Annotated in this window: 16 protein-coding genes; 5 read left to right on the top strand and 11 right to left on the bottom strand. The window is 64.0% G+C overall.

Going from position 1 to position 19,571, the window contains the following annotated elements:
• Positions 1-4: 4 nt before the first annotated feature.
• Genes CXY81_RS07415 through CXY81_RS07405 form a run of 3 tightly spaced genes read left to right on the top strand, consistent with a single transcriptional unit; the run spans position 5 to position 3,128 of the window.
• Positions 5-880: a glycosyltransferase family 2 protein gene (locus CXY81_RS07415; RefSeq protein WP_104194437.1), complete on the top strand. Its 876-nt coding sequence runs from the start codon at positions 5-7 to the stop codon at positions 878-880.
• Positions 877-2,034: a hypothetical protein gene (locus tag CXY81_RS07410; RefSeq protein ID WP_104171404.1), complete on the top strand. Its 1,158-nt coding sequence runs from the start codon at positions 877-879 to the stop codon at positions 2,032-2,034. The genes CXY81_RS07415 and CXY81_RS07410 overlap by 4 nt, the downstream gene beginning before the upstream one ends.
• Complete coding sequence (locus CXY81_RS07405; protein ID WP_104171403.1) at positions 2,031-3,128, top strand: glycosyltransferase family 1 protein; 1,098 nt, start codon at positions 2,031-2,033, stop codon at positions 3,126-3,128. Before CXY81_RS07410 ends, CXY81_RS07405 begins: the two co-directional genes overlap by 4 nt.
• Here CXY81_RS07405 and CXY81_RS07400 read toward each other — a convergent pair.
• The 3 genes from CXY81_RS07400 to CXY81_RS07390 form a co-directional block, all read right to left on the bottom strand.
• Complete coding sequence (locus CXY81_RS07400; protein ID WP_233194043.1) at positions 3,104-3,931, bottom strand: glycosyltransferase family 4 protein; 828 nt, start codon at positions 3,929-3,931, stop codon at positions 3,104-3,106. The two genes, CXY81_RS07405 and CXY81_RS07400, sit on opposite strands and share 25 nt — an antisense overlap.
• A 334-nt stretch (positions 3,932-4,265) precedes the next feature.
• Complete coding sequence (locus tag CXY81_RS07395; protein WP_158252024.1) at positions 4,266-5,822, bottom strand: DUF2142 domain-containing protein; 1,557 nt, start codon at positions 5,820-5,822, stop codon at positions 4,266-4,268.
• Positions 5,823-5,915: 93 nt separating this feature from the next.
• Positions 5,916-6,872, bottom strand: coding sequence for a glycosyltransferase family 2 protein (locus CXY81_RS07390; protein ID WP_233194042.1), 957 nt, complete (start codon positions 6,870-6,872; stop codon positions 5,916-5,918).
• Between the two features lie 190 nt (positions 6,873-7,062).
• Here CXY81_RS07390 and CXY81_RS07385 point away from each other — a divergent pair, with 190 nt between their 5' ends.
• A complete protein-coding gene (locus CXY81_RS07385) occupies positions 7,063-7,515 on the top strand; it encodes a GtrA family protein (RefSeq protein WP_199180971.1) in 453 nt (150 codons plus the stop codon).
• Here CXY81_RS07385 and CXY81_RS07380 read toward each other — a convergent pair.
• The 5 genes from CXY81_RS07380 to CXY81_RS07360 all read right to left on the bottom strand — a co-directional run bounded on the left by CXY81_RS07380 (position 7,502) and on the right by CXY81_RS07360 (position 15,886).
• Positions 7,502-9,475 (bottom strand): hypothetical protein, encoded by a 1,974-nt coding sequence (locus CXY81_RS07380; RefSeq protein ID WP_146067646.1) that lies wholly within the window; start codon positions 9,473-9,475, stop codon positions 7,502-7,504. The genes CXY81_RS07385 and CXY81_RS07380 overlap by 14 nt on opposite strands.
• Positions 9,476-9,549: 74 nt before the next feature.
• Positions 9,550-11,607, bottom strand: a complete 2,058-nt coding sequence (locus CXY81_RS16055; RefSeq protein ID WP_146067645.1) for a hypothetical protein — start codon at positions 11,605-11,607, stop codon at positions 9,550-9,552.
• Positions 11,608-11,690: 83 nt separating this feature from the next.
• Positions 11,691-14,207, bottom strand: a complete 2,517-nt coding sequence (locus CXY81_RS07370; protein WP_104171396.1) for a glycosyltransferase — start codon at positions 14,205-14,207, stop codon at positions 11,691-11,693.
• A gap of 99 nt (positions 14,208-14,306) precedes the next feature.
• Positions 14,307-15,053: an ABC transporter ATP-binding protein gene (locus CXY81_RS07365; protein WP_104171395.1), complete on the bottom strand. Its 747-nt coding sequence runs from the start codon at positions 15,051-15,053 to the stop codon at positions 14,307-14,309.
• Positions 15,050-15,886: an ABC transporter permease gene (locus CXY81_RS07360; RefSeq protein WP_104171394.1), complete on the bottom strand. Its 837-nt coding sequence runs from the start codon at positions 15,884-15,886 to the stop codon at positions 15,050-15,052. Before CXY81_RS07360 ends, CXY81_RS07365 begins: the two co-directional genes overlap by 4 nt.
• 55 nt (positions 15,887-15,941) lie before the next feature.
• Between CXY81_RS07360 and CXY81_RS07355 the strand changes: the two genes are divergently transcribed.
• Positions 15,942-16,844, top strand: a complete 903-nt coding sequence (locus tag CXY81_RS07355) for a glycosyltransferase family 2 protein (protein WP_233194041.1) — start codon at positions 15,942-15,944, stop codon at positions 16,842-16,844.
• Between the two features lie 17 nt (positions 16,845-16,861).
• On the opposite strand, the gene CXY81_RS07350 is transcribed toward CXY81_RS07355, so the two are convergent.
• The 3 genes from CXY81_RS07350 to rfbA all read right to left on the bottom strand — a co-directional run bounded on the left by CXY81_RS07350 (position 16,862) and on the right by rfbA (position 19,569).
• The gene (locus tag CXY81_RS07350) at positions 16,862-17,302 is read right to left on the bottom strand and encodes a hypothetical protein (protein ID WP_104171392.1); all 441 of its coding nucleotides are present in this window, start codon (positions 17,300-17,302) and stop codon (positions 16,862-16,864) included.
• On the bottom strand, positions 17,299-18,468 hold the full coding sequence (locus tag CXY81_RS07345) for a polysaccharide pyruvyl transferase family protein (RefSeq protein WP_104171391.1): 1,170 nt from the start codon (positions 18,466-18,468) through the stop codon (positions 17,299-17,301). Before CXY81_RS07345 ends, CXY81_RS07350 begins: the two co-directional genes overlap by 4 nt.
• A gap of 234 nt (positions 18,469-18,702) precedes the next feature.
• Entirely contained in the window at positions 18,703-19,569 is an 867-nt protein-coding gene (rfbA, locus tag CXY81_RS07340; RefSeq protein ID WP_104171390.1) for a glucose-1-phosphate thymidylyltransferase RfbA, read from the bottom strand.
• Positions 19,570-19,571 lie beyond the last annotated feature (2 nt).

The raw sequence follows: 19,571 nt of genomic DNA, 5'->3' as shown, positions 1-19,571 counted from the left end.
CTGTGTGGACCTTGGACTGGTTGTGTCGACGCTCGGCCGTGTCGAGAGCCTGAAGCGACTCTTCGATTCCCTGTCTGGTCAGCTATTGGTGGGTGACACGCTCCTTGTGGTCGCCCAGCGAAACCTGTCTGAAGTGGAGGCCCTCGCATCCGTCTACCGCTCGGAGAGCATGCGAATCATCGTGACGACGTCGCCGCCCGGGGCTGCCCGCGGCCGGAACGCGGGCGTCGCGGCGCTGCCGGCCGACCGGGATCTGCTGCTTAATTTTCCCAATGACACCACCTGGTACCCACCGGGCGCGCTGCAACGAATGAGGCTTCTCCCCGAGGGCTTCCTTGCGGGCGCCCTCACAGTGGTCGACGAGAACGGGCCTAAGTTCGTGCTGCCCGAGCCGGGCGCGGCCCTGACCCGGTGGACGGTCTGGAGCGTGATCGAGATGGGCATCCTGATCCGGCGCAGCGTGTTCGACCGGATCGGGGGCTTCAACCCGGAGATTGGCACCGGCGCCCCGACGCCCTGGCAGGCCGGGGAGGCCACGGACCTGCTCCTGAAACTGATCTGTGCCGGGGAGCACCTCGGCTTCGCTTGGCAGCCGCCCGCGCTCACGGTGGGCGGGATCAGCGACCCGAGCGGGCTCAGCAGCGCGGAACGCCGTCACAAGCTGCGCGGCTACGGCCGCGGGCTGGGACGCCTGGTGACCCGCTGGCGGTATCCGTTGTGGTGGCGGTTCGCGTTCCTCGGCGGCGGTCTGTTCTTCGGTCTGCGCAATCGCGGCACGAACGCCCTCACTGACGGCTGGTGGGTGTTCCTCGGCCGGCTCGAAGGAATGCTTGGGCGCGCCCTCGGCCCCGTCGGCACGCTCACCGCGGTGACCCGATGACGGCCGATCTGCCCGCCCCTCTCCGTCTGCGCCGGGCCACACTCAGCCTGATCACCCTGCTCGGGGGTGTATCGCTGGCCGTCATCCCCGCAGCAACGGTCGCCATCTCGTCCCGACTGTTCAGCCGGCCGGAGCAGGGCGTCATTGCCGTGGCGGTGATGGTGGCCACCTTCGCCGGCCAGCTCACCTTCGCGGTCGTGCTGGAATCCCGGCTCAGCTCGGCGGCAACCGACCGCCGGGTGGTGTTCCCGCTCTGGCTGGCCGGCCTTGCCCTGGTCGCCGCCGTGGTGATCGCCCTCAACGCCACGAACCCGGTCGTGCTCTGTCTCGGCCTGCCTCTGCTGATCGCCGCGCTGGAAGTGGGCCGGGGCGTCTCGGTCGCCGAGCGTCTCGACCTGCGGGAGATCTGGGCATCCATCGCCGTGGGGCTCGGTGCCCTCGCCGGTGTGGCGGCAGCGTTCACCGGCCAGGACTGGGCGCTGATCCCGCTCGTGGCCGGAATCGCCCTGGCCACCCCGGTGCGCTGCCTGCCGGTGACGCACCGGGCCAGTCGCCCCGAGCCGGCCGTGATGAGCTGGGTGGTGGCCGACACGGCGATCACCGGGGTGATCTATCCGCTCCTGAATGTAATGATCCTGACACTGATCGGGCCCGGCGGCGCAGTGCTGTTCACGGCGATCGCGACGGTGTCCGGCCTGCTCGCGATCCCCCTGAACTTCATGCGACTGCGGCTGCTCAAGGAGCATTCCCGGCTCGACATCGTGGTGTCGGCCGGCGCGGTGGTCGCGGCCGTGGTGGTGCTGATGATGCTGGAGCTCACCGGAGTGCTCGGCTTCATCTTCGGCGGCGTCTGGACCGGCTCGGCCGCCGTCCTGCCGCTGGTGCTCGCGTGCGGCTGGCGGGCCGCGTCGCTCGCCACGACGATTCCGTTCGCCGCGTTGCGCCGGATGGGCGAGGTGCGGCTGCTCACCGGGCTGCGCGCCGCAGTCTCCGTGATGGCGTTCGTCCTCGCCGGGATCGGCCTGGCGCTGAACAGCCTATCCGCCGTGTTCCTGGGCCTGCTCATCGCTGAGCTGGCCTCGGCGGTGGTCTACGAGCTCGCGCGACGCCGCCGGGTGCGCGCCGCCGCGCTGGTCGTGGTGGCCGCCGCGTGAGCCGTGTCCTCGTCGATCTGCTCTTCTACACCGGCCGCAAGGGCGGCATGGAGTCGTACGTGCGGGAGGTGTACGGCCGGATCGAACCGGATGCCGGCGGGATCGAATTCATCGGCCTCGCGTCGAGCGAGCTGGCCGGCTCGGACACGTCCTGGTTCCCCGGCGAGATCGTCGACTCGGGCATCAGCGGTGAGAACCGGATCGCCTGGGCCCGCGGTGAGCTCGTCACCGTCGCCCGCGCGGCCCGCTGGCTGCGCGCCGATCTGGTGCACTGTCCGGCAAACCTCGGCCCGGTCTGGTCGCGGGTGCCCGTGGTGCTCACGGTGCATGACCTGCTGCCGTTCCGGCATCCGGAATACGTGCCTGGGGCCTATTCGCGCATTCTCCGCACCATGATCCGGGTGGCCGCGCACGGCGCCCGCCGCGTTCTCACCGTGAGCGTCGCCTCGGCAGAAGACATCGTGCGCTATCTGCGGGTTCCGGCCGCCCGCATCGACGTGGTGCCGCTCGCGGGCAAGGACCCGGCTGCGAACCCGGACCCTGTGCCTCTCCCCCGGTTGCCTGGCCGGCTAATGGCCGTGGGCAACCGGATGCCGCACAAGAACTTCCCCCTGCTGCTGGAGGCCCTCGCCCTGATCCCCGCCGAGTCCCGGCCGCACCTGGTGATCACCGGCAGCCACGGCGACGACCCGCTCACCCCCGTCGTTGCCCGGCTCGGTCTGGAGCCGTGGGTGTCGCTGCGGGGCTGGCTGAGCGCCGAGGAACTCGACCGGTGCTACGCCGAGTCGAGCCTGATCGTCTTCCCGACCCTGTTCGAGGGCTTCGGACTGCCGGTGTTGGAGGCCATGTCTCGAGGCTGCCCCGTGGTTTGCTCCGACATCCCGGTGCTGCACGAGGTCGCCGGAGAGGCGGCCGTCTACGTCGCGCCGCGGGATACCGCGGCCCTCGCGGCGACGCTGTCCCGCCTGCTCGACGACCCGGCCGAGCTGGCGCGCCTGTCAGCACAGGGCCGTGACCGCGCCCGCACCTTCTCGTGGGCGAAGACCGCCCGGGACACCCTGGCGTCGTTTCAGCGGGCTCTCGCCGAGCGGTAGCGCGCCAGAATCTGGTCGACCGAGGCGCTCAGGCCGTGGCTGACCCGCTCGCGCCGGAACCAGTCGAGCGTGGAGCGGCGCAGGGGCTCGCCGGCCTCGACCGCTCGCACAATAGCCCCGCCAAGTTCGGCGGGCGCCACGGAGAGGGCCACGTAGCCGTTGACGCCGTCGACGACCAGCTCCGCTGCGGCGTTGTCGGGGCCCGCCACCACCACGCTGGGCGTGCCGAAGGCCGCCGCCTCGGCGATGACGAGCCCGAAGCCCTCCCGGGCCGACGGGTTGACCAGCACCCGAGCACCCTGCACGAGGCCCCTCAGCTCGTTGTCGCTCACTCGGCCGAGCAGCTCGACGGCGGAGTCGAGGCCGAGTTCGCGCACTCGTGCGGCCACCCGGGGCGTTTCGGGGCCGGTGCCCACGATAACCGCGCGCAGGGCCGGGACCTGGCTGCGGGCCTCCCGCAGGGCCGGAATGAGATCGATCACGCGTTTGTCGGCGATGTGCCGGCCCACGAAGACCAGGTACGGGTCGGCCGGGCGCTCGGTTGTGGCATCGGGCTCGTCGCCGACGAGGTCGACCAGACCCAGGGCGACCGGCTGGGCACGGCGCCGATAGCGGCGCAGCCGGGCACCAGTGAACTCGCTGTTGACGGTGTGCAAGTCACCGAGGCGGATGCCCACGGTCTGCAGCAGGAACGCGATCGCTCCCGGCAGCGAGCCGGCGTACTCCCGCCACTTCGGCCACGGCCAGACCTCGAGCCAGTCCACGACGACGAACGTTTTCGTCCCGACCAGCGCCAGGGCCACTGCGAATATGTTAAGCACGGGCAAAGCACTCACCACCACGAGATCATAGTGACCGCGATGGCTGTGGAAGTGTCGAAAGAGGGCGAAAGCGAATGCGACAGCCGCGGTGGGCGTGCGCGTTCCGGCCGAATCGCTGATGTCTCCGGCCCAGACCGGAACGACAGTGAATACAGCCGTCGGTGACTCCACGGCCTGCTGCGTCCGTGTCACATAGTCGACGTCACTGCCGTTCAAGATTAGCAGCTCCGCGAGTCGCCGGTAGACCCGTTCACCCCCGCCGGTGGTCCGGGGAAACAGGCAATCGTAGGCGATCGCGACGCGCGGGCGGCTCATCTCAGTGCTTCTTCGAGCCAGCGAGTGCAGCACGCTCGTCGCGAACAACGCTCTGCTCTTGGCGAGCGACGCTCTGTCCGAGGAGTCCCACCCACAGGACGAAGCCGACGGACACAACCCCAAAGAGCAGGCAGAGGGCAGGCCAGCCAAGCGGGGGCTGCCATTGGGGATCGTTCCACATGGCGCTCGGCAGAGCCTCCGATCCGGTCACGTAACGGCGTAGCACCAAGGCAAAGGCGACAGCACCATACAGCAGAATCAGCGCGGCACCGATCCACGTCACACGAGGCGCCAGAAAAGCGAGTCGGTCGCCGGCGGGACCCGATAGCAGCCAGCCCGCGACGACGGCCACTCCCAGGTACAGAAAGAGACCGTAGCGGCCTTGCCAGATAATCCCGGTGCTCGCTACACCGTAGGCCTGCACCAGCGCAGGTACCAATATCGCCGACAGAGAGACAGTGGCCAGGGTCAGGACACCGCGCCGATCCAATGCCGTGACCGCGAGCACAAGCAGGATCGCGCTGGCAGCCACGATCGGCCAGAAGGCGACGTCGGGCAGGCTCGCGTCGAACCAGCCGAAGTAGCCAACCGCCTGTTTCAGGAAAGGCACGGTCAGGCGCAGCATGTAGACGACTCCGGTCGGGAATGACGCCCCGACGAGAGGCGCGTCCGCCTTCTCCGCCTGCCCCGACAGGCTGCCTCCGCCGAGTGTCCAGAGCACGGAGAAGAGCCCGGTGACCGCGATAACGGTGAGCCATAGGTAGCTCCGGCGATTCGTGAACAGACCCCGCACGCTGGACCAGCCACCGACCAGGAAGCACAGCAACACAACGACCAACAGCCACAGCGGACCCAGCGCCCTCGCATTCGCGAGCACGGCGGAGGCCACTGTCACGATGACCCACAGGTACCAGCGGGGCAGGTTGACCGCAGGCCTGGCGGGATGGAACGTTTGCAGCAGACGAGGCAAGGCTGTCCACAGCGCGACGGCAGAAGCGATTTCCACACCGTTCGGATTCACGGACCCGAGGAGGTAGATGATCATGGGACTCGCCGCAAAGGCAACCGCAAAGGGCATCCACCGGGCACGGGCGCCGGCGACCGCGGTCTGATAGGCCCAGGCAAGAAACACGGAGCCGAAGAGGGCGCTCAGGATACGCAGGATGTAGACGCCGGCCGAGCCGTCGACGAACAGGCTCGGCCAGCCGATCACGTAGTAGTACAGGGGATTGTATCTCGCCACCCAGCTAGAAGGGCTCGTGGCGCCGTCAGGGTCACCGATCTCCACACCACAACTTGCCGGAACCTCTGGGTGATAGACAAAGCACTGGATCTGAGGGCTGACCGACCACCCGGCGGGGAGATTGAACACCGGATGTCTGGCGTCCGGTTCAAAGTGACCGACGAGTTCACCACGGAGCTGGCCAACGGCCTTGATGACGTGCGCGTTCTCGTCCGGGACCGAGAAGATAGGGCTGGCCAACGACCACAGTGTCGAGAGCAAAGCGAAGAAGACGAACGCCGTCCAGAAGGTGCCTGTTCGGCGTCCGTCGCTCACTGCGGTTTCAACCGCGTGAGGAGACGCTTTCGACCTCCGCAGGGCCCCGGGCATCACAAACGCCAGGCCCGGACCAAATTGGTCACGAGGCCCTCAGCGACCTGCCGGACGTTTGGGGGCGCTGTAGGCCAGGTAGGTCAGTCGGGCGAGTTCCCGTCGGGATTTTGTGATTCCGTCTAGCATCAGTCCGACGAATCCGATGAACGCTCCCACAATGACCAGAGTCGAGGCAAGAAGAGCGGTGGGAAGACGCGGCACGAGTCCTGTGTCGAAGAACTCGAGGAGAACGGGCGCACCGAGAACAACGGCGCCGACGATCAGAAGGCTTGCCAGCAGGCCGTGGAAAAAGAGCGGACGTTCGTGCCGAGTCAGGTTGACGATCAAGCCGAGGATTTTGAACCCGTCCCTGAATGTATTCAGTTTGCTTTCACTGCCCTCCGGGCGATCGCGAAAGCCGACTTTCACCTCGGTCTGGGGAACACGGAGGCTCATTGAGTGAACCGTGAGTTCAGTCTCAATTTCGAACTCGTGCGACACTGCCGGGAACGACTTGACGAAACGACGCGAGAAGACGCGGTAGCCACTAAGCATGTCGTTGACCCTGAGCCCGAAGACCGCGCTGACCAAAGCGTTGAAAGCCCGGTTGCCGGCGGAGTGACCTGGTCGGTAAGCAGATGTCGACGACTCTTCGCGCACGCCCAGAATCTGGTCGTAGGGGCCGTTCAGAAGTTCTTCGACCATGCCGGGTGCAGCGAGAACGTCGTAGGTGTCGTCCCCGTCGATCAGCAGGTAGACGTCGGCTTCAATATCGGCAAAAGCCCGACGCACGACGTTTCCCTTGCCTTTGGTGTCCTCGTGGCGAACAATCGCACCGGCTTTCAGCGCCAGCTCCGCTGTTCGGTCCGTGCTGACGTTGTCATAGACGTAGACCTCGGCGCCAGGCAACGCCAGAAACAGGTCGGTGACCACCTTGGTGATTGCCGCCTCCTCGTTATGGCACGGGACGATGACAGCAATTTTCACACCGGTGAACATATTCAACTTTGACACTCACGATCACTAGATTCATCGAGACCACACTGGACTGGCCCGGACTCGAAAGGACCCCTGTCAGGGTACTCGATTAAAGAGTTCGTCCGCGCCCGGACGAAGCAGTCCCTGCCCGACGTTCTGGATATGCTGTTTCCTCTAGGCTTCGCTGGCATCCCGGGAGCTCGAGTCCACAGCAAGGAGCTTTCCATTGAAGTCACGGCAGTTGATGGACCACGCCAAGAAAGGAAGCGCCTTCCTGGTCATCGGCGGGGCCGCCTTCATCATCGACGCGGCCGTGTTCAACGCTCTCGTTTACTGGGGAGAGCGGGGTCCGATGTTCGATTGGCCCCTCGCCGCTAAAATCATCTCCATCGTGGCCGCGTCCGTTGCGACTTATGTCGGAAACCACCTGTGGACCTTCCGTGACCGCCAGACGAAGACTTCCTTCCGGCACATCCTCGCCTTTATCGCAATCAACGGTGTGGCGATTCTGGTCCAGCTGGGCTGTCTGGCCTTTTCGCGGTATGTTCTCGGCCTGGCAGATCCCGTCTCCGACAACATCTCCGGAACCATTGTTGGCCAGATTCTTGCCACCGTTTTACGGTACTTCTCCTACAACGTGTGGGTATTCCCGAAGAATCCGGACCTCAGCCCGGCGTGACTTGGTAGATGAAGTGCTGGGACGGCCCCTCATTGACCTCATCCAGCAGAACCGCGCATTCCTGATCGAGGGGCGCGTCCGTCAGCACGTAGTCCACACGATCCTGGCCGAATGAACTGCAGGAATCGAACGTTATCCGAATTTGGTCTCGCACGGGGCTAGAAACGGTCGGCTCCCCTGACCCTGGCTCCCACCCGACGTTGGCGAGCCGGTTCCAGACGTCCTCGTACTCCCCCGAGGGGTCGATCTCGTCCCACATCTCCTCCGGCGGGTAGGTCTGGACGCCGTTCATGGCTTCAACACCGGATTGCACGAGCACAGCCGTGGGCACGTAGCTGCCGATGCCGACCCAGGTCCCCGGCTCCCTGGAGTCGATCTTCCGAACTTCTGTTCCGACGGCTGTCTCATTCAACTCAAAGACACCGAGGTAGAGCGGGTTGACGCCCAGCCCGACTATCGCCGATGCGAGCAGGAATGCCACCGACCCGGCAAAGATCCACTGTCGCGAAAAAGCGACCGCGCACACGATTATCAACACGGCGGCGATCTTCCATGACGGTGACAGTGCGATCGTCTCGGGGGCAGAAGTCCTGAAGTAAGCCCAGGGCACGACCACGCTCAGCAGCACGGCACCGGAGGTGACCCAGCTGACGCTCCACGGCACGCTCCTGATGCGCGCCTTCGACAGGCGCTCGGAAAGGACCACAACGGAGACGATTCCCAGGATCGCCAGGCCCAGTCGCAGACGTGATGCGCTACTCCGGTCCAGAAGCAGGAGGTGGGCCAGGCTGTCCCAACCAGGCAGGAACATGAAGGCCAGGATCACAGACGTGCATGCCACAACCGACATCGACAGCCAATCGATCGTCCGGTTCTCGGCCCACTGCTGAGTGATCAACCAGATCAGCGGAACCAATAGGAACAGAGCGACCATAAGCACCGAAGCGGCTTCGGACTGGTTCCCCCCCAGTCCCTCAACCCCATCGTTCAGCAGGGCCTGGTCAAAGGGCCCGCCCATGAGTCCCATCAGGCCTTCCAGGCCCACGGTCCCCGTCTTCTCGAATCTTTGGCCTGGGTAGACCGTTTCGAAGAGTGCCCGGATGGTGTCGAGTCTGGTGGCGATCCACAGGCTCAGCACCACTGCGGCGCCGACCCCGGCGGCGATCAAGGGCACCAGCCGCACCAGAACCGTCCGGAACGGGACACCCTGGTCTCTGGATTCAGAGAGACTGAATCCGATGAGGAAGAAGACGACTACCAACGCGGCAGGCACGATGAACGGAGCATAGATCGACATCGCGGTGGCCACGGCTACGTAGGCGATCGCGGCTGCCCACACGACACGAACCCACCTGGCCGGGTGTCGGAGGGTCCACACGATTCCAGTCATCGCCAGGAACGCGAGGGCGACCGGCCAGATGGTGGTGGGCAGGAACCACCACTGGATGACCGGGGTCAGGAAGAGCGCCGCGCTGAGCAGCGTAGCCGACAGCGGGTGCTTGGGCAGCAGGCTGACCACGAACGAATAGCATGCACCGACCATCACGCAAGCGGGAAGCCACCACCTCACCGCCATCCCCTGGTCCAGCGGGAGGGCAAGAAATCCCAGTAGGTGCGGCCTGAATATGGACGACCAGTCGAGGGTGGGCAGGTCGTTCTGAACGGTAGCGTCCATTCCTCCCGGCAGAGTCTGGTTGAAGGTCCCAAACCCCTGCTGGTACTGAGACATCACCCAGCTGGACTGAACTAGCCACTCATCACTGCGAATCGGTCGCGGCTCCCCCATGAGCAGGGACGGGTCCTGGCCGGTGCCGAAGTACGACCAGTACACGCCCGTCGACGACCCGGAGACACCGAAAGCGACCAGCAGAATGCAGGCGATCAGCAGAAGTGCGGGAAACCACAGCGAAACGAAGAGGCTGGGCAGCCCGTACCGGCTCGGTTGAGTGAGCTGGGACATCGCCGCCACCGACGCCGCACTGCGACGGCGGAGCGCGGGAACGAGCCCAGGCCGACTCCTCATTGAACGAGCTTTCACGGCACCATCACGTCGTAACAGCCGAGCAGCGTGTTCCCGCCCTGGCCCACGTTGATCCCGAACGCACACACGCTGTGCTTTCCGGGCATCAGATCAAAACGCTGGTCAATCCCATGGTTATCACCATAACCGGCAAAGATCCGACCGACATCCGGGCGGGACTTATCCGCCTTGATCGACTGACCCCTGCCATCGATGTAGACGTGCACATCGAGGGACGAAGCAGTCTCCGGATCAATGGTCCAGCCACGCAACTGCACCCCACCCGGGACCAGCGCCACATCCGTGCCGCCGAACGGGCTGCCGGCAGGGACCGTCACGTCATAGCAGCCGAGCAACGTGTTCCCGCCCTCGCCCACGTTGATCCCGAACGCACACACGCTGTGCTTTCCGGGCATCAGATCAAAACGCTGGTCAATCCCATGATTATCGCCATAACCGGCAAAAATCCGACCGACATCCGGGCGGGACTTATCCGCCTTGATCGACTGACCTCTGCCATCGATGTAGACGTGCACATCGAGCGGGGCCGCAGTCTCCGGATCAATGGTCCAGCCACGCAACTGCACCCCACCCGGGAGCACCGCCACATCCGTGCCGCCGAACGGGCTGCCGGCAGGGACCGTCACGTCGTAGCAGCCGAGCAGCGTGTTCCCGCCCTGGCCCACATTGATCCCGAACGCACACACGCTGTGCTTTCCGGGCGCGAGATCAAAACGCTGATCAATCCCATGATTGTCACCGTAACCGGGGTAGGTTCGGCCGACATCCGGGCGGGCCTTGTCCGCCTTGATCGACTGACCTCTGCCGTCGATGTAGACGTGCACATCGAGCGGGGCCGCAGTCTCCGGGTCGATGGTCCAGCCCCGCAACTGCACCCCACCCGGGGCGACCGCCACCGCCGTGTCGCCGAACGGGCTGGCCTGGCTGACCTGGACCGTCCGGCAGCCGAAGGAGGTATTCGAACCGACGCCGACATTGATGGCATAGACGCAGATTTCGTGCGTTCCCGCATCGAGCGGGACCGTCCGTACGATTCCGTGATTGTCGCCGTACCCCGGGTACGCAGCTCCGACGTCGGGACGGCTCGAATCGGCCGGGAACGAGGTCAGGCCGCGTCCATCGGAGTAGACGTCGATCCGAACGGCACCCGTCGTGTCACGGTCGATGGCCCAGCCGCCGAGAGTGACCGCCCCGAAGACGGGCGTGACGTCAAAGCCGCCGATTGGATTTCTGCTTGCCGTGGGTGAACCGAACCAGTTCGAGTAGTGCACCCAAAAATTGCGGTTTCCATAGGCCGAGCAACCGTCCCCGGTTCCATCGAGGTTATTCAATGCTGCCGCGTTTGGCTGGTAAGGCGTGTAGTAGTACAGAGAGGCCGTTGCCCTGTTCGCGATGACTACTTCGCTTGACCCACAGGTTAAATCGGGGTGATAGCGCACGGCATTTTTCTGGCCGACTTTGATTGAAGTGTGCGAGCCTTCCGGGTTTCCATACCACCCCAATTGCCGCACGCCCGTCAATACCTGAATGAAGAAACCATAAAATGCGGAGTCACACTGCGAGGTATCAGGGCAGCCCTGCCCCATAGCTTTCCGAAGCACGGCACTTGTCGGAGCCTTGGCAATTTTACCTTCGACAAGCCCCTGCTCCTTTTGGAGCGTAGCCAGAATAACCTTGGCGCTGATTGCGCACGCCTGCTGGACCTTGTAGATGATTCTGGCCGCCGGCTCTCCTGCCTCGCCAAAATATGTGTTGCACGTACCGAAGCCAAGAGTGGTTGTCGGCGTGTCGACCTTCAAAATGTTCAGGCACAGCGAATTGGTGCAAGTTCCAATTTTCGCGTCCAGAAATTTCTGAATCTGTTCCTGCGACATGGCATCACGAGTGTAGAACTGCGAGTCGGAAATGATGTAACCCGGGTCGAACTCGGAGCCGGTCAACGCCTCCGCCCGCTGGGGAACCGCGACCACGACCGCACCGAGCAGCAGGAGGACTAGAGAAACCGCGCAGACACGAAACACAGCGGACAATTTCACGGTTTCCCCCATCATGGCCGACCACGAACGGAGAGACCGATCAAAGTGTACGGTGCGAACGGATACTTACCGGACCGACACGGCCCCTGACCCGATTCTCAGCCGCCGAGGCGAACTTCGCGTTTGCGGTCCAGCCGGGCCCGAAAACGTTCAACGACCGCCGTCGCCCCACCCTGGCGGAAGTAATAGGCGGCTCGATCCACGTCTCTCCGGATACCCGTATGCGGGCTGCGGCGCGTGGCCTCCAGCGGCTTAACCTTGGCACCTGTTCTCGTTCCGACATGGCCAGGAGGGAAGGCCTTGTCCGCCGCGTGAACGGGCTCACGGCAGAATTCGACCAGCGGTTCAAGAGCGCTCTCCCAGACGAACTCCGCACGCACGCGGTGCACGTTAGCGCGGGCGCTCTCAATCGCTGCGGGGTCATACAAGTAGCTCGCGAGGGCTGCAACGAGGGCGGACTGGTCCCGCTCGGGAATCGCCGCGCCCAACTTCTCCTTTTCGACGAGGTCACCGAAGGAGTCACCCTCAGTCGTGACGATCGGCAACCCGGCCCACAGGTAGTCCAGGATGCGTGTTCGGAACGAGAAGGTGGTTTCCACATGCTGAAAGTGGGTGGATACACCTAAGTTCGCCTCAAGCAGGTAGTTCTGGCGCTCATCGAACGGGACCCAGGACTCGTTGAAGAAGACGTGCTTATTCGTCATACCGAGCGACTCGGACAAGACCCGGGCCTCGGCGACGGCTTCCATCTCGGGAACGTCCGGGTTGGGATGTTTGACGCCCATGAAGAACAGCCGCACGTCGGGGTGTTCCACAGAGAGTTCCGCGACGGCGCGGATAAGCACTCCCGGGTCGAACCAGTTGTAAATTCCACCGCCCCAAATGATGATCTTGTCGTCCTGGCCGATGCCGGGCACGACCCCGCGGATGGCCGGCTCGGTCATCACCGGGTCGACGCTCGAGATACCGAACGGCGCTATCGCGAGGAGCGAGTCGAGCTCGCTGTCCCGAGAGTAGGTGTAAGCGTTGATTCGACCGAGAGCGGCGAGCTGGCCGAGCCAAAAGTGCCGCTGGCGTTCGCTGGCACAGAGGAAGAAGTCGCCGAGAAGCAGCTGGTGGTTGAGCGCATCCGTAGCGTCGTTGACCTGCTTGTTCCACAGCTCGAGGATCTTGCCCCGGCCCTGCTCGAGCTGTTCAAGGTGCAGCGGGTCATAGATGTCGACGACAATGACCTTGGTGGATGTGGCGAGCGCGGGGAACAAAGCGAGTGCGTGGCCCTGCACGATGATGATGTCAGCCCAGTGTTCGTGGGCCATCACGGAGCTCGGCCGGTGGTGCGAGATCAGGCCCACCTCGAAGGCCGGGTCGAGTGACTCGGCGTGCGTCATGCTGAGCAGGCGTACGTCGTGCTCGTTGGAGAGTAGCTTGGCAATGTTCCAAGCACGGATTGCCGGGCCGGCCATTTTCTTTCCGACGGAGTCACCCGTGATCACCAGGATGCGGCGCTTGGTTGGCGTCGCCAGCACGTTGAGGCTCGTGACGATCTTCTCGTAGCCGCGCAGGTACGTCTCGATCGGGTAAGCGGGCTCGTCAACGTTGCCGAAGAGGCCCTCGAGTTCGCGGTCGGTGCGGCGGCGCGAGGCCTGCACCTGGGCGCGGGCCAGCGTCATCTGCGGCAACAGCTCGACGAGCTGGTCGATCGCGAACATGCCCGCCATCGTCGACTTCGGCACAGGCATGGTTCCTTCGTCGTCTCCGCCGGGCTTGCGCAGGTCCAGCGAGGTCGAGTCAAGATTGCCGCGGCCGATTGCACGTCGGGTGGCGAGGAGCAACGCGCCCGGAAAGACCCGCGCGAGCGAGTCATCATCGAGGTTCTTGTACAGCGAATAGAGCGCGTTGCGCTCCAGTAGGTACTCCTCACGGAAGTTGCCGAACTTGTTCATCGACGCGTGGTGCTTGTGGTACGCAAGAGACTTGGGCTGAAATCGGAACCGGTAGCCGAGCAGATTCAGCCGCCAGCCGAGGTCGACGTCGTCGTAGAACATGAAGAAGTTGTCGTCGAACCCTCCGAGCTCCTCGAACACGTCGGCCTTGATGAACATGGCCGCGCCGGTTCCGAAGAGCACGTCCTTCTCTTCGTCCCAGATGCCGCGGTCCTTCTCGCCGGCGTGGGGCTTGTAGCCCATGCCGTACCAGGTGACGGCCGCGTCGAGATAGTCGACGTTGACGCCGTCCCAGTCGAGAACCTTGCTCGCCACAGCAGCGATGTCTGCACCCTGGGCAAATGTGGCGATGGCCTCGGAAATCCAGTCCGGGTGCGGCTTGGCGTCATTGTTCAGGAACGCAACGTATTCGCCGGTAGAGCGTTCGACACCGACGTTGCAGCCGCCTGTGAACCCGCGGTTTTCCTTGGATTCGACGATGGTCACCCGATCGGCCACAGCCTTGAGCGTGGCCATGCTGTCATCACCGGAGCCGTTTTCAACGACCACGATCTCGAGCAGTTCCATCGGCCAGTTCAGTCCGAACAGTCCTTCGATGCACTCGAGCGTGTCTTCCGCTCCACGAAAGTTGACCAGTACGACGGATACGACACCTGCACGTCGTTTCTTCATTTCTACCTCGCTCATTCCCGGCCGGAAGGCCTTGAAAACCTGAAAAATCGGGCGGATTGCCCTGGTCGCTTTTAGTCCCGTCGCAACAGCGCGGGCAAGCTACTCGCGCTCCTCGCTCTGCAGCGAGTCAAGGTAGGCCTTGATGGTCGGTTTTGCGTCGCCGACCATCACGAGCTCGCCCTTGCGCAGCCACGCTGCGGAATCGCACATGTCCTCCACTTGTCCCATGGAGTGGCTTACGAGCACGACGGTCTTTCCGGCGTCCTTGAAATCGATGAACTTCTGACGGCACTTGTCCTGGAAGCTGGCGTCGCCGACCGAAAGCACCTCGTCGACCACGAGCACGTCGGGCTCGACGTTGATCGCGATCGCGAACCCGAGTCGCACGTACATACCGGACGAGTAGTTCTTCACCGGCTGGTCGATGAAGTTCTCTACCCCGGAGAAATCGACGATCTCGTCGAACTTACGGGTGATTTCCTTCTTCGACATGCCCAGGATTGACCCGTTCAAGAAGACATTCTCCCGGCCGGACAGTTCCGGGTGGAATCCCGAACCAACCTCGAGTAGGGCGGCGATGCGGCCCTTGTAGGAGATCGACCCCTTCTCGGGGTAGTAGATCTTGGCGAGGCACTTGAGTAACGTCGATTTGCCGGAACCGTTGCTGCCGATCAGGCCGAAGGTAGACCCAGTCGGAACGTCGAAGGTCACATCGGTCAGCGCCCAGAAGTCCTCGTGCACCGAACGCCGGCCACGCATGATGGCCGACTTGATGGACTGGTTGCGCTCGTGGTAAAGGCGGAATCGCTTGCTGACGTTGTCAACGTGTACGGCACTGTCGATCATAGTAATTCAGCCAGTTTCTTTTCGCTGCGGCGGAAGACCCAGACGCCGACGACCATGGAGCCGAAGGCCCAGACCACGCAGAGAAGAACTTCTCGCCCGCTAGGCATCCGGTTGTCGTACATCAGGTTCCGGAAGATCATGACGAAGTGTTCGAGCGGGTTGATTTTGTAGATGTCCATGAGCGTGATTGGCGTTCCGAAGAGCCCACCGTTCGCATCCGATTGCACTTGCACCAGACTGATCGGGTAAATGATCGGGGTCAAGTAAAACCAGATCTGGAAGACGATGCCGACGAGGTACTGGGTATCGCGGAAGTGCACGTTGGCGACGGCGAGCATCAGCGAAAGTCCGGCAGCGAAGAACGCGAGCACGACCATCATCACTAGCGTGAACGGGATCCACGGCCAGATGAACGAGCCGCACAGCGCCAGCACGAGGATCAGTACGCCCATCTCCAGGAGCCAGTTGTAGCCGACAGAGCCGACCTTGGAGAGCGGCAGCACGATGCGGGAGAAATACACCTTCTGAACGAGGCCGGCATTGCCAATGATCGCCCCCATGCCCTGCTGCACGACGTTTGCGAAGAAGGACCATGGCAGCAGGCCGCACATCAGCCAGACAGCGAAGACGTCGAGGCCGCTGGGGTTTCCGGGCTCGGGTTCCACCCTCAGGAAGAAGCCGAACACGAGCGTGTAGACAAGCATCGTGGCTAGCGGGTTCACCAAGGACCATAGCTGCCCGAAGACGGTTCGCTTGTATTGGCCTCTGATCTCCCGGAGGGTGAGATTGGCCAAGAGTTCCCGCGAAGCGAAAACTTCGTTCAGATATCGCATGTAACCTCGCTGAGTGGCCGATCGGTATGGCCGCAGACCAACCTAGCCTAGAAGTATGGTGAATGAAGATATGGCCATTTCATCTGACACGCCTCCACGCGACACGCTGGTCGCAGTCGTCACCGTCAGCTTCGGCTCCGAAGACGTGCTCCGCCCCTTCCTCGCTTCCCTTCCAGCCGCATCCGCGCATCCACTGACGGTCGTCGTCATTGACAACAAGGCGGATGCCGCCGGAAACACCGTCCGCTCCCTCGCCTCTGCCGCTGGGGCCACGTACCTGCGTCTCGACGCGAATCACGGCTACGGCGGTGCCATCAACCGCGCGGTCGCAAGCCTGCCCGGCGACATCGAGTGGATCGTCGTGAGCAACCCCGACGTCACCGTCACTGCCGGCGCCATCGATACCCTGCTCGAGAGCGTGCGCGGCCAGGACCTCGTAGCCGCAGTCGGCCCGCGCATCCTCTCAGCCGACGGATCCCTTTACCCATCGGCGCGCTCGATCCCCTCGCTGGGTTCAGGAGTCGGGCATGCGCTCTTCGGTACCCTGTGGCCGAACAATCCCTGGACGCGTGGCTACCGCCGTGAGACCGGAGAAGCGGCCGTGCGACGAGATGCCGGCTGGCTGTCCGGGGCGTTCTTGATCGTGCGGCGGTCGGTGTTTGAACGGCTGGGCGGTTTCGACGAGAGCTACTTCATGTACTTCGAAGACGTGGATCTCGGTTACCGTATCGGCCGGTTGGGGCTGCGCAACGTCTATGAGCCGGCGGCTACTGTCGTGCACACCGGTGCACACTCCACCAACACCGACTCCCGGCGGATGTCTCGCGCGCACCACGACAGCGCGCGGCGCTTCCTCACCCGCAAGTACTCCGGGCCGTTACTCTGGCCGGTGCGCGCCGCCCTGAACCTCGCCTTGCTTGTGCGCTCACGCCTCGTGGAGCGTCGAATCTCGCACTGAGGTCGGCCAACCTTGGGTCAGGCGTCGTGCGCCGGGCCGCCAAGTCGCTTTGCCCCACGGGAGAGGGATCGCATCGGCCGAGTAATTCGCCACGACCGGCTGCCGGCGATCTCGTCGATCGTATCCCGGAGCGCGTCGTTCTCCTCCTGACGCCGTCGGTTTTCGGCCTCCCCCGCTTCGCGGGCCAGCCGGGCCTGTTGCAGTTCGGCGCGCAGCTCGTCTTCGACCGCGCGCAGTTCGCCGGACCGGCCGCATTCGGCATTGATATCGGCCTCGAGCCCGCGAATCCGGTCGGTCTCCCGCCCGAGCCGCAGCTCGTAGTCTCTGACCGCCCCGATCATCGCGGCACGCTGGCGATCCAGCTGGTGCAGCAGTAACACGCTGGTCGTGCCGTTGTCGAAGTCAGCGCCGCCGCCGGTGCCGGCACTGTCCCCGATCGGCGGGAGCCTGTCGCTCACAGGAACTCCTCGACCAAGGCGCACGTTGATCGGTCGGCCAGCCGGGCGAGGTCGGCAGAAGCCTGAACCGCGGCGGGTCGGGAGGCGATCGCGATCGCCTCCGAGACGGCGGCGCCGAGGTTCTCGATTCCGACGCCCACCGGAAACACGGAGTCCCATGTCGCCGCGTAGGTCTCCACCTTGGCGTTCGTCAGGCTAACCCGGGGCAGCCCGAAGGACCCCGAGATGATGCGGCCGTGAAGAGACGACCCGACCCACAGCTGCGAACGGGCGATGAAGGAGGCGAGGGCGACGGGGCGACGGCTCTTCATTGTCATCGGCACCAGATTCGGCGAGATGCGTTTGAGTGTGGCGGTGATTTCCGCGTACTGGTCGGCGCGGTCGTGGTGCCGGGCGGTTCCAGCCAAGAAGAATGCCGGCCTCCAGCCTGTTACCGCAGCCACCGAGGCGAGCGCCTGCGCGATCGCTTCCGCACCGTACTCGAGGATCAGGTGCGCGTTGCACTGGAAGACGAAGAACGGGGTCGCCCCCGCCGAGCTAGGCAGGGCGAGTTCGGGATGCCGCAGGCTGATCGCGTGCACCATGTCCGGCACCAGCCGCGCCGGTGTGCCGATCGAACCCGCCACCTCGAGAGAGGCGCTGTCTCGCACGACCACCTCGGCGGCACCCCTGATGACAGGGATAGCGGGGTCGGCGACGGTTCCTGCGCCGGCCGCCGTGATCGCCGGGCGCAGGTTGCCCAAGCCAACGGAGTTCAGCACGAGAGGCGTATCGGCGTTCGCAGGAAAGCGTGACAGCACCGGCAGGTAGGCCGGGGCGTCCGCCCCCGCGCCCGAAAGGAAGCGTGCAATAAGTTCCTTGCCGCGCATGCCCGCACCGTCGAAGACGCTGCCGTCCTCGTCACTGAGCGACATCGCCAGCGCCCCGCGGGTGTCGACACCGCCGATCTCGCCGCCGACGACCCAGACCAGATCGAAGGCGCGGGTGGCGAGCAGGTCGTTGTGCGGGTGCACACGGATTCCGATGAGTCGAGTCATGTCGGCCCCGATGACACTGCCGGCCAGCACAGTGTGCCCGTCGAAGTATTCCCGAGTGAGCTCGTAGAAGAGTAGGTCACCAAAGTTGTCTCGCTCGTACGCGCCGACGAGCAGCACCTGGGCAGTCATACTGGATTTGGACAAAAAGTGGGTGGTCCCTTCGCGTACGCCCCCCAACGAATCAATTACTCTAGCCGAAGCCACGCCGACGGCGTATTCCGGGCGAATCCTGCTCAGGGTCGGCTGTCCCGGCGCGCTGACCACAGTCGGATCACGATCAGTTCCGCAGCACAATCGACCTCAGGCTTTACCGCCCCTTGCTGGCTATCGGCACGTCCAGCTGAGCTAGCCTGCCGGCTAGTCTTAGCCCTGCCAGACGAGTGTCATCAGGTAGGAGCCATAGCCGCTCTTGACCAGGGGGGCGGCGAGCTTAGCAAGTTGAGCGTCGTCAATCCAGCCCGCGCGCCAGGCGATTTCCTCGATGCAGCCGACCTTGAAGCCCTGGCGGTCTTCGATCACGCGCACGTACTCAGAGGCCTGCATCATGGACTCGAATGTCCCGGTGTCCAACCAGGCTGTGCCACGGTCGAGCACCTGCACGTGCAGGTCGCCCTGCTGCAGGTACCGTTCGTTGATCGTAGAGATCTCGAGTTCGCCACGCGCAGAGGGCTCGATGGTCTTCGCGATCTCGACGACCCGGTTGTCGTAGAAGTAGAGGCCGGGAACGGCGTAGTTGCTCTTGGGCTTGAGCGGCTTCTCTTCAATCGAAAGCGCTGTCATCGACTTGTCGAACTCGACGACGCCATAGGCGTGCGGGTTGGATACGTGGTAGGCGAAGATGCGTGCACCCTCGAGTGTTGCGTTGCCACGGAGGGCAGAACCCAGGCCCGCACCGTGGAAAATGTTGTCGCCGAGAACGAGCGCCACGCTCTGATCGCCGATGAAGTCCTCACCGATGATGAATGCCTGTGCGAGGCCGTCGGGAGATTCCTGCACCGCGTACTCGATGTGAATGCCGAGCTCGGAGCCGTCGCCGAGCAGCGCCTGAAATTGCTGGTTGTACTCCGGCGTCGTGATGATCAGGATTTCCTTGATGTCCGCCATCATCAGCGTCGACAGGGGGTAATAGATCATCGGCTTGTCGTAAATGGGCATCAGCTGCTTGGAGATGCCCTTGGTGATGGGCCACAGGCGGGTGCCAGAGCCGCCGGCGAGGATGATTCCGCGCATTG

Origin of the sequence: Cryobacterium sp. M25 (assembly GCF_002929635.1) — a bacterium.
In the GTDB taxonomy this organism is placed as follows: domain Bacteria; phylum Actinomycetota; class Actinomycetes; order Actinomycetales; family Microbacteriaceae; genus Cryobacterium; species Cryobacterium sandaracinum.
The sequence above is the reverse complement of the archived record's forward strand: the minus strand, read 5'-3'. Positions and strand labels throughout refer to the sequence as shown.